Origin of the sequence: Aeromonas sp. HMWF014 (genome assembly GCF_963878295.1) — a bacterium.
Lineage (GTDB): Bacteria > Pseudomonadota > Gammaproteobacteria > Enterobacterales > Aeromonadaceae > Aeromonas > Aeromonas popoffii.
In genome coordinates, this window is the sequence record NZ_CAWNYS010000459.1 from 1 (window position 1) to 8,956 (window position 8,956).

The window sequence follows — 8,956 nt, forward strand, 5'->3', positions numbered from 1 at the left end:
CTTCGGTCAACACGGGCACATGGGGAGTGAGCGCCGACAGCGCCTGTTTGAGGTAGGCATCGGCAGCAAGATCGGCACTGGTGACCGGGGTCGCATCCTCCTTCAGCTGACGCTCGAACTGACCGCCGTGATAGATTTCGTGAAGGATACGGCCCGCTTCGCGGGCGATCTCCTTGACCCCTGGCACCCAGGCCAACAACTCCTGCATCTTGTTATCCTCTGTTTTTATTTATTGCCTTCGCCCACGCTTGGGCTAGTTTTCCTGCTCCGCCAGCCACTTCTGGGCCAGCAACAGGGCACTGATGCTGCGCGACTCGCTGAAGTCGGGTCGTGCCAGCAATTCATCGATACGGTTGAGTGGCCAGGGGATCACCTCGAGGGGCTCGGGCTCATCACCGACCCGCAGCTCCGGGAAGAGATCCCGCGCCAGCAGTATGTCCATCCGGCTGGAGAAGTAACCCGGCGCCAGCGACACCTGCTTGAGGGGGATCAGGCTGTTGGCACCGAAGCCCGCCTCTTCCATCAGCTCCCGGTTGCCCGCCTCAAAGGCATTCTCGCCCGGGTCGATCAGCCCCTTGGGGAAACCCAGCTCGTAGGAGTGGGTACCCGCCGCGTATTCGCGCACCAGCAACAGGGTGTGGGCATCAAACAAGGGCACCACCATGACGGCGCCCCGGTTGCCACCGCGCATCCGCTCGTAGACCCGCTCCTCCCCATTGCTGAATTTAAGATGCAGGGATTCCACCTTGAACAGCCGGCTCTCGGCCACGATTTCGGCCTTGAGGATCTCCGGCTTGCTCTTGTCATGCGCCATGTTCTCGACACTGAGGTATTCGGGCTTGCTCTTGTGGTGGTCACTCATCGGGCGCTGGCTGCTCGTTAAAAAATAGTGCTTCAAGAGTAAACGACTCTCACACTGAACACCACGGGACAGGGATGGCAAAGGGGGAGGAAAAATCCGCTATACTGCCGCTCCTTTTTTCCCGCGACGTTTTCGCGACACCAAGAGCAAGAGGCTGCATGTCGAACACCTTACCCTGGCACCAGATAGATACCGTGTTGCTCGATATGGATGGCACCCTGATCGACCTTCATTTTGACAACTACCTCTGGCAGCAGCTGGTACCGGCGCGTTACGCCGAGCGACTCGGCTTGCCAGCGGTGGCGGCCAAAGAGCAGATCGATCTGCACTATCACGCCGTCAGCGGCACCCTCAACTGGTACTGTGTGGATTACTGGAGCCAGACCCTGGGGCTGGACATTCGCGCCCTCAAGCAGGAGCTGCTGGAGAAGATCCGGTGGCGGCCCAACGCCATCCCCTTCCTGGCCGAGCTGCGCGCCGCGGGCAAGCAGTTGGTGCTCTTTACCAACGCCCATCCCGCCAGCCTGTCGGTCAAGGATGCGCAGCTCGGGCTTGCCGGTCATCTGGATCTGATGGTGAGTACCCACGAGCTGGGTTGGTCAAAGGAGAGCCAGCACTGCTGGCAGGCGCTGGCCGAGCGGCTGGCGTTCGATCCCGCCCGCACCCTGTTTGTGGATGACAGCGAGCGGATCCTGCGGGCCGCCGCCGACTACGGCATCGGCTATCAGCTCGCCATCCAGAACCCGGACAGTCGCCAGCCCGAGCAGAGTATTACGGCCTTCCCGGCGATCCGTGACTATGCCGAACTGCTGCCGCTGACTACTTGATACCAGCACGGGGGCAGAATTCACCGCCTTCCCCGATCTATTCCGTGACTATGCAGAATGGCTGCCGCTGACTACTTGATACCAGCACGGAGGCAGAATTCACCGCCTTCCCCGATGTATTCCGTGACTATGCCGAACTGCTGCCGCTGACAGCATGATTCGGCTGTTGGGGTAGAGACGGGGAAACCATTGACCGCCTTCCCCTGCATACCGAGCGGCTGACATGCCGAGACGCACAATGGAAAGGGCTGCCCGGGCAGCCCTTTCTCGTTGATATGGCGCGGCAGGCTAGCTCACCCACGCCACCAGCTGGTACTGCTTCTTGCCCCGGCGCAGCAGCAGGTAGCGACCAAACAGCCGATCCGCAGCATTCAGCTGCTCATCCTGCTTGATGGCGCCATTGAGACTGATGGCCCCCGCCGTCAGCAGTTCGCGGGCGATGCGCTTGGAGTTCGCCAGACCGCACTCCACCAGCAGGCTGACCAGACCCGTCTCGCCACTGACTGTGCTGCTCGGCATGCCATCCTGCGCCAGCTGGGCCAGATCGCTCTCGCCGAGGCGTGCCACGTCGCCGCTAAACAGCAGCTCGCTGATGCGCTGCACTGCCGCCAGCGCCGCCTTGCCGTGCACCAGTTCGGTCAGCTCGTTCGCCAACACCTGTTGCGCCTGCTTGCGCCCCTGTCGTTTCGCATCCTCCGCCTCCAGCTCGGAAATCTCGGCCAACGACATAACGCTGTAGTAACGCAGGAAGCGGTAGACATCCTCATCCGCAGTGCCGAGCCAGAACTGGTAGAAGGCGTAAGGGGAGGTGAGCGCCGGATCGAGCCAGACTGCGCCACCTTCGGTCTTGCCAAACTTGGTGCCGTCCGCCTTGGTGATAAGGGGCAGGGTCATGCCGTGCACCTGCGCCTGATGGAGGCGACGGGTGAGATCCATGCCGCTGGTGATATTGCCCCACTGGTCGTTGCCGCCAATCTGCAGGGTGCAACCGAGCCGCTGGTTGAGCACCGCAAAGTCGTAGGATTGCAGCAGAGCGTAGGAGAACTCGGTGAACGAGATGCCCTGATCCGGGCGAGCCAGCCGCTGGCGCACCGATTCTCGCGCCAGCATGGCATTGACCGAGAAGTGCTTGCCGATATCCCGCAGAAAATCGAGGGCGGACATCTGCCCCATCCAGTCGCCATTGTTGACCAGTTGCGGGGCCGACAGGCCATCATCGGCGGGCAGCAGCGCCCTGATTTGGGCAGACAGGCTGGCGACCCAACCCTGCACGGTATCGGCACTGTTGAGGCTGCGCTCGGTCGCCTTGAAGCTGGGATCGCCGATAAGACCGGTTGCCCCGCCCACCAGTGCCACCGGGGTGTGGCCCGCCAGCTGGAAGCGGCGCAGCATCAAGAGCGGCACCAGATGACCGATATGCAGGCTGCCGGCGGTGGGATCGAACCCGCAATAGACGGTGCGCGGGGTGGCAAGATGATCGGCGAGGGCCGCCGGGTCAGAATTTTGGGCCACAAGGCCGCGCTCGGTCAGCTCATCGAGCAGGTGGGGGTTGATCATGGGTTCTCCTACAGCTGGGGGAAAGCCCTCATCCTCGCCGTTCTGGCTGGTGGCGGATATGTCCCCTGAGGGACAGTTTTGCCACTCTCGTGCTAGCATCCAGCCATAGTGGGGAGCCGCTCCCCGCCACCGGGAACCCACCACCATGACTCAACAACCATGACCCAGCCATTCGCCACGGATGCCCTGACCCGCAGCATGACCGAGGTGGTCGATGCCCTGCACAGCAGTGCCTTTGCGGCGGCGCTGGTGCGCCTGATCCAGCAGCAGGTGGCGTTTGATTGCGCCCTGCTGCTCGGGGTGGGGCAGCGACCCGTCTACCTCTACGACAACCTCAACCATCAGCGGGCCCTGCTGTTTGATCGCTACCTCACCAGCCACTTCAGTCAGGATCCCTTTATGCAGGCGCTGGAGCAGGGCTTGCCTGCCGGCGTCTGGACCCTGGCGCAGGTCTCCCAAGGGCGACTCGATCCCGAATATCGCCACCACTTCTATCAGGCCACCGGCTGGCAGGAGGAGGTGGGGCTGATCCTGCCGGTGCGGGACGGACTGACCCTGATGCTGTTTCTCGGCCGCCTCGACAAGCGCAGCACCCTGAGCCAGAGCGAGCTGGCGAGGCTGGAGCAGCTGTTTCCGCTGGTACATTCGCTCTGTCGTCAGCAGTGGCAGCGGAGCCCGCCGCTGCTGGCCCAGAGCACGGCGCTGCCTGACAGTGCCAGCCTGAAGGCGGCGGTGGCACAGGCCATCGCCAGCGTGGGCGGAGATCGACTCACCCGCCGGGAGCGGCAGGTGGCGGGGTTGCTGCTACAAGGGCTGGATACCGAGGCGATCGCCGCCGAGCTCGGCATTGGCAGCGGCACAGTGAAGAATCACCGCAAACACCTCTATGGCAAGTTGCGCCTCGGTTCACGCGCCGAGCTGTTCAGCTTCTTTCTGAACCATCTCATCACGGCGCCAAGCGGCGAGACTGGAACCCCATAACGACACGACCCCGCCAACGCGGGGTCGTATTTATCCTTTTCCAGACCGGCAGACGATGTCGTCAGATGCGCCCCTGATAGCGCAGCGGAAAGCGCCCCTGACCATCAGGCTGACCGAGGAAGGGCAGCCCCTGCTTCATCTGCTCCGGCAGCTCGGGACCCGGTTTGAGGGTACCCTGGAACAGGTACTGGCGATTGGGCTGCAGCTCCAGCTTGCCCAGCACCTGGACCGCCTCCGAGCCCTGCTTGAGCTCGGCCACCAGTCGGGAGTCAATGCAGGTCAGCTTGAGCTCGGGATCCCCCAGCGGCAGCTTGCCGGCCGGGGTATCGGCATAGGCACCATACCAGTGAAGGCTGCCGTAGAGGTTGTCACACCAGGGATTGCCCTGGGCAAATTGATCGACCTTGAGCTGCAGCTGACCCGCCACCGTCAGCGGGAAAGGCAGCTGCACGGGCACCCGCTCCAGCACCCAGGGCGCTGGCACGTTGAGGGTGATATCACGACCAAAAGCGGCGCCGTTCCATCCAACCACACCCTGGCCGTTGAGACCGCTGCGATCGCCAAAACGCAGGGAAACCTCGGGGGCAAAGCGCAGCAACGACCAGCCGTTGAGCTCCCAGCGCAGTTGGGTCAGCGACTCACTGGCGTATTGCACCCGGGCGACCTGGCCGCTCCAGAGGGTGCCGCTCACCCCTTCCAGCTGCACCTGGTTGGGTGGCAGCGGCAGATGGCGAACCACCAGAGTGGCTGGCAGTTTCACCAGCAGGAAACCGAGATAGGCCACCAGGAAGAGGGCAGCGATCAGTACTTTTTGCTTCATAGAAAACGACTCGATTGCAAATATCTGGCCTTGGCCAGGCCCGGTACCACACCGGGACGAGATGCCGGAAACCGGACGGCGCTCAGCCCGCTTGCTGTCATTGGGGACGACTCAGCTGCAAGCGTCTGACCTTGACCAGACCCGGCGCCAGATTCTCGCGGGCCACCTCGATGACCTGCACCTGTACGCCATACTGATCGGCCAGGGTCGCCAGCCAGATCAGCAGATCATCGAACTGAACCGTATCGATCCACACCTGCAGCTCCTGACCCTGGGGTTGCAGACGGGCAATCTTGATCTTCTGGTTGAAAGCGGTGCGGTTCACCACCCCTTCCAGGGTACCGCTGGTGTCGATCTGGCGGCCCTGACCGCCCTGCATCGCCAGCACCTCTTCCCCCTTCTCTTTCAGCCAAGCGAGCGTCTGTTGCTGGCTCAGCACCTGCCGCTCGCGCTCGGCAATGCGGTTGTCGATGGGTTGCCAGACCATCCAGTAGCAGAGCCCGATCAGCAGGCAGCTGCCACCCACGGCCACCAACCGCTGCTCGCGAGCACTGATGCTGCGCCACCAGCCTTGTAATTTGTCCATCATGATGATTTACCCTTCAGCACCAGTGTCCCTTCAACCTTGCCCTCTGTGCTGCGCACCTCGCCCTGCTGCACCGAGAAACGCTTGCCCGCCAGTTCGCGAAAGCGCTCTATCTCGGCGAAACCGGGTGCCGTGACCTGCAATCTCAACTCGCCCCGCGCGGCGTCGAAACGCAACACCTGTGGCTTGAGCCCCGGCACCTCGGCAAAGGTGGGAGCCAGTTCGGTCAACAGCAAGAGCACACCATCCTGCGGGGTCTGTCCCAGTAACTTGAGATGCTGTGCCATCTGGCTGCGCACGTTGACGATGCGGTTCTCCCCCGGGAAGATACGGGTGTAGACCTGCCGGATCTCGGCCTTGAGGGCCTTGTCCTGCTCCGCCAACTGATAAAGATGCACACCGCGCTGGGTCAACGCCACCAACAGCAAGAGCCCGGCCACCACTGCTACCTTGCGCCACTGCAGCCAGTAGCGGGAGTATTCGGTCTGCGGCCGGTAGGGGCCCTGCAACAGGTTGGCCTGGCAGTTCAGCGCCCCTTTGGCCAGCAGCAGCATGGGCAGTTCGGGATCCGCCGCCAGCCAGTTGGCCGCCGGGATCGCCGGCAAGGGAGTATGGCTGTGGATGGTGACGGGGTCGACCTCCGCCGCCAGCAACATGGCCAGCAGCGATTCATCGGCCACTATGCCCTGACAGGGGCCCTGACGCAGCAGCCACTCCTTGCCAAGCTGCAGGGCAGACCAGCCGTCGGCGGTGGGCGGCAAGGCCAGCACGTCCGGCAACAGCTGCTGGCTCTTGAGGCCCGCCTGCTGCAACCAACCCAGCCAGATCTGCATCTTCTCCTTGTCGACCGCCATCAGGTCCACATCGTGGCCCTCGTGGCCCAGCACCACCAGATGCAGCCCATCCACATCGGATGCGATTTGCTCCTCCAGCAGGTAGGGCAAGGCGGCGGCGGCCTGGCGACTGTATTTTCCCGGCAGGCTCACCCGCCGGAAGATAAGATCGCTGCCCGGCACCAGGGTCACCACGGGGCGGCCACCGGCGCGCTCCTGCAGCTCACTCAGGGCATGGGCCGAGGCCAGGGTGCCGGAGGCAATGATCTCCTCCTCCTTGGCCGACCACACCAGCCACTCGACCGGTTGCTGCGCATTGGTCCCCAAACGGATGACCAGACTCTCGCTCACAAATATCTCTCCTGCCATTCCCGTCCGCATCCCTCTGGATGGGCGGGAGCGCAGCCCTCGGCTGCTGTCCAATACGAGGTCAGGGCGGGTACGGCCAGTCGCCGCTCCCCACACCTGTTTGTCATTCGGCGCCGCCATTGAGGCGACGCAGCATCACCAGCTTGTTGTCCTTGCTACGAAAAAAGACGCTCTCCAGCCTGGCCCGGGTATCACCCACCTCGGCGATCAATTTGGCCTCGAAGTAGCTGCTCTTGACGTCCAGCGCCGCATCCAGCCCCTGGATGCCGCTCACCTGCGCTGTCATCTGGTCCGTCATCTCTTTCTTGTTCTTCCACCCCTTCTGGGGGCGGCTGGTCAGCACCCGCTTGGCATCATCGAGCCCCACCTTGTCCAGATAGAGCGCCACCAGCAGCGCCGCCTGTTCCGGCTTGATGGTGTTGATGTTCACCACCAGCTTCTCGTTCGGCAGGGCGCAGACATAAGGCGCCAGCCGGGCATACAACTTGGCGCTCACACCCCGCACCGCCCTCAGCTCGTCCGTGCTGAGCATCCACTGGTTCGCGGTCAGATAAGGGGGTGTCAGCCCCTCGTAATAGGCATCCTCGGCGCCGTAGCTGGAGACCAGCGCCGTATCCTTGTCGGTCCAGTCGCGGATGGCATCGGTCAGCTGCACCGCCTCGTAATCCTCGACCTCGAGCTGCTTGAGCAGGGCGTGAAACACCTTGACCGGATAAGGCTGCTTCTCGAGGTCATCGCCGCTCTCCCCCTCTTTCAGGGGCACGCTCAGGCTGTTGAGGTTGAAGCAGGATTGCAGATCCCGTACCCGGCCGGTCAGCTTGCCGTCATCCACCGGGAAGACCGCATCCTGCTTGGCCCAGTTCTGACCCAGGCTCACCACATTGGGGTCATCCTTGAAATCCTGAGCCAGCACCTTGCTCACCAGGGCTTCCGCCGACATGGCATACCACCAGGCTTGCTTGCCGGCAGTAAGGTTGCCGGTACGGCGCAGCTCCAGCTGCAGGCGACCGCTCATGTTGCTGGCGATGATCACCATCACCGACAAGATGAGCAGTACCACCAGCAGGGCCATGCCACCCTGACGGCGGCAAGAGTGCATGCTGCCGCCCCCTGTCCGCTTAGTTCCCATTTTCTGCTCGCTGGCCACCGGCCCCGATGAGGAACTGGCGGCGAACTGTGCCGTAATCTTCCAGATCCAGCTCCACCGCCAGGCCGTAAGGCAGCACGTTGCGCTGGGTCCACTCCTCTTTCCAGACACCCTTGTCGTAAAAATAGAACCGCAGCGCAGTCACCCGATCCAGCATGGGCTGGATGCGCGGCTCTGTGCCGATCACGGGATCCGGATAGAGGTAGCTCAGCCGCTCCAGCGTGTGATCCTTGAGGCGCCAGCCGACCCGCTGCAAACCAGATCGTGGCAGCATGCCATCCGGATTGAGCCAACCACCGCGAATGAAGGCCATGCCCCAATCGTCGCTCTGCTGGCCGAAGCGGGATGCCGCCAGCAGCACCTTGTTGTTCTCGCCGTCGATACGGCCGCTGCGGGGCACCATCTGGGTAATGTCCCGCTCCATCAGGGTAAAGGCCAGTTGCAACTCGGAGAGACGGGCCTCCTTCTTCTTGGACACCTCGTCACTGGTGAGCACCCCCTGCAGTACCTGATAGGCGCCCATGCTGAGGCTGGCGAAAATGGCGATGGCCACCAGCATCTCCAGCAGAGTAAAACCGTCCTGACGGCCGCGATATCGCACTCTCGGCCTGGGTAATGACGATGTCCGCATCGATCTCTCCCGCTGAGTGCAGCCCGACGGGTGTGCTCGCGTCGCGGATAGGTCCTTGGCTGTTGTCATCGGCTGATATAGGTCCGGAGCATGGCCACAGGGCTCTCGGCCTTGGGCGCGGTACGCACTTCCATATCCAGTGCCTTGAAGTTGTTGTCGGCGGTGGCGACGCCGCGATAGCGCCAATACCAGGTCTGCCCAGCCATCTTCTCGTCCCCTTCCACCCAGCTATCGCCGGGCCACCTGGCGTCGAGTTTCTGCTGCACCAACTGGTTTTCCGCCACCCAGGTTGCCAGCGTCTTCTCTTCCAGATAATTGAGCGCAGAGAGGTGTTCGCTGGCGG

10 protein-coding genes and 1 pseudogene are annotated in these 8,956 nt (G+C 62.9%); 2 read left to right on the plus strand and 9 right to left on the minus strand.

Annotation, left to right across the window (positions count from 1 at the left end; translation table 11 throughout):
* A pseudogene (locus AAC083_RS17940) lies at positions 1-208 on the minus strand (3'(2'),5'-bisphosphate nucleotidase CysQ); the annotation flags it as partial.
* Between the two features lie 45 nt (positions 209-253).
* Positions 254-862 (minus strand): ADP compounds hydrolase NudE, encoded by a 609-nt coding sequence (gene nudE, locus AAC083_RS17945; protein WP_042038707.1) that lies wholly within the window; start codon positions 860-862, stop codon positions 254-256.
* 158 nt (positions 863-1,020) lie between these two features.
* On the opposite strand from nudE, the gene yrfG reads away from it, so the two are divergent.
* The gene (gene yrfG / locus AAC083_RS17950; RefSeq protein ID WP_108537323.1) at positions 1,021-1,689 is read left to right on the plus strand and encodes a GMP/IMP nucleotidase; all 669 of its coding nucleotides are present in this window, start codon (positions 1,021-1,023) and stop codon (positions 1,687-1,689) included.
* 288 nt (positions 1,690-1,977) lie between these two features.
* Here yrfG and tyrS read toward each other — a convergent pair whose 3' ends face one another.
* Positions 1,978-3,246 (minus strand): tyrosine--tRNA ligase, encoded by a 1,269-nt coding sequence (gene tyrS, locus AAC083_RS17955; RefSeq protein WP_108537324.1) that lies wholly within the window; start codon positions 3,244-3,246, stop codon positions 1,978-1,980.
* A gap of 159 nt (positions 3,247-3,405) precedes the next feature.
* Between tyrS and AAC083_RS17960 the strand changes: the two genes are divergently transcribed.
* A complete protein-coding gene (locus AAC083_RS17960) occupies positions 3,406-4,227 on the plus strand; it encodes a helix-turn-helix domain-containing protein (protein WP_108537325.1) in 822 nt (273 codons plus the stop codon).
* Positions 4,228-4,288: 61 nt separating this feature from the next.
* On the opposite strand, the gene exeN is transcribed toward AAC083_RS17960, so the two are convergent.
* The 6 genes from exeN to exeI form a co-directional block, all read right to left on the minus strand.
* Positions 4,289-5,047, minus strand: coding sequence for a GspN family type II secretion system protein ExeN (exeN, locus tag AAC083_RS17965; protein WP_108537326.1), 759 nt, complete (start codon positions 5,045-5,047; stop codon positions 4,289-4,291).
* Positions 5,048-5,144: 97 nt separating this feature from the next.
* Positions 5,145-5,636, minus strand: a complete 492-nt coding sequence (gene exeM, locus AAC083_RS17970) for a GspM family type II secretion system protein ExeM (RefSeq protein ID WP_042038700.1) — start codon at positions 5,634-5,636, stop codon at positions 5,145-5,147.
* Positions 5,633-6,817 carry a GspL family type II secretion system protein ExeL gene (exeL, locus tag AAC083_RS17975; RefSeq protein ID WP_108537327.1) on the minus strand — a complete coding sequence of 395 codons (1,185 nt, stop codon included), beginning with the start codon at positions 6,815-6,817 and terminating at the stop codon, positions 5,633-5,635. The genes exeM and exeL overlap by 4 nt, the downstream gene beginning before the upstream one ends.
* Positions 6,818-6,938: 121 nt before the next feature.
* Positions 6,939-7,964, minus strand: coding sequence for a GspK family T2SS minor pseudopilin variant ExeK (exeK, locus tag AAC083_RS17980; protein ID WP_108537328.1), 1,026 nt, complete (start codon positions 7,962-7,964; stop codon positions 6,939-6,941).
* Positions 7,954-8,613: a GspJ family T2SS minor pseudopilin variant ExeJ gene (gene exeJ / locus AAC083_RS17985; protein ID WP_042038696.1), complete on the minus strand. Its 660-nt coding sequence runs from the start codon at positions 8,611-8,613 to the stop codon at positions 7,954-7,956. The genes exeK and exeJ overlap by 11 nt, the downstream gene beginning before the upstream one ends.
* A gap of 65 nt (positions 8,614-8,678) precedes the next feature.
* Positions 8,679-8,956, minus strand: a 278-nt coding sequence (gene exeI, locus AAC083_RS17990; protein ID WP_258224761.1) for a GspI family T2SS minor pseudopilin variant ExeI, incomplete at its 5' end; no start/stop codon positions are given.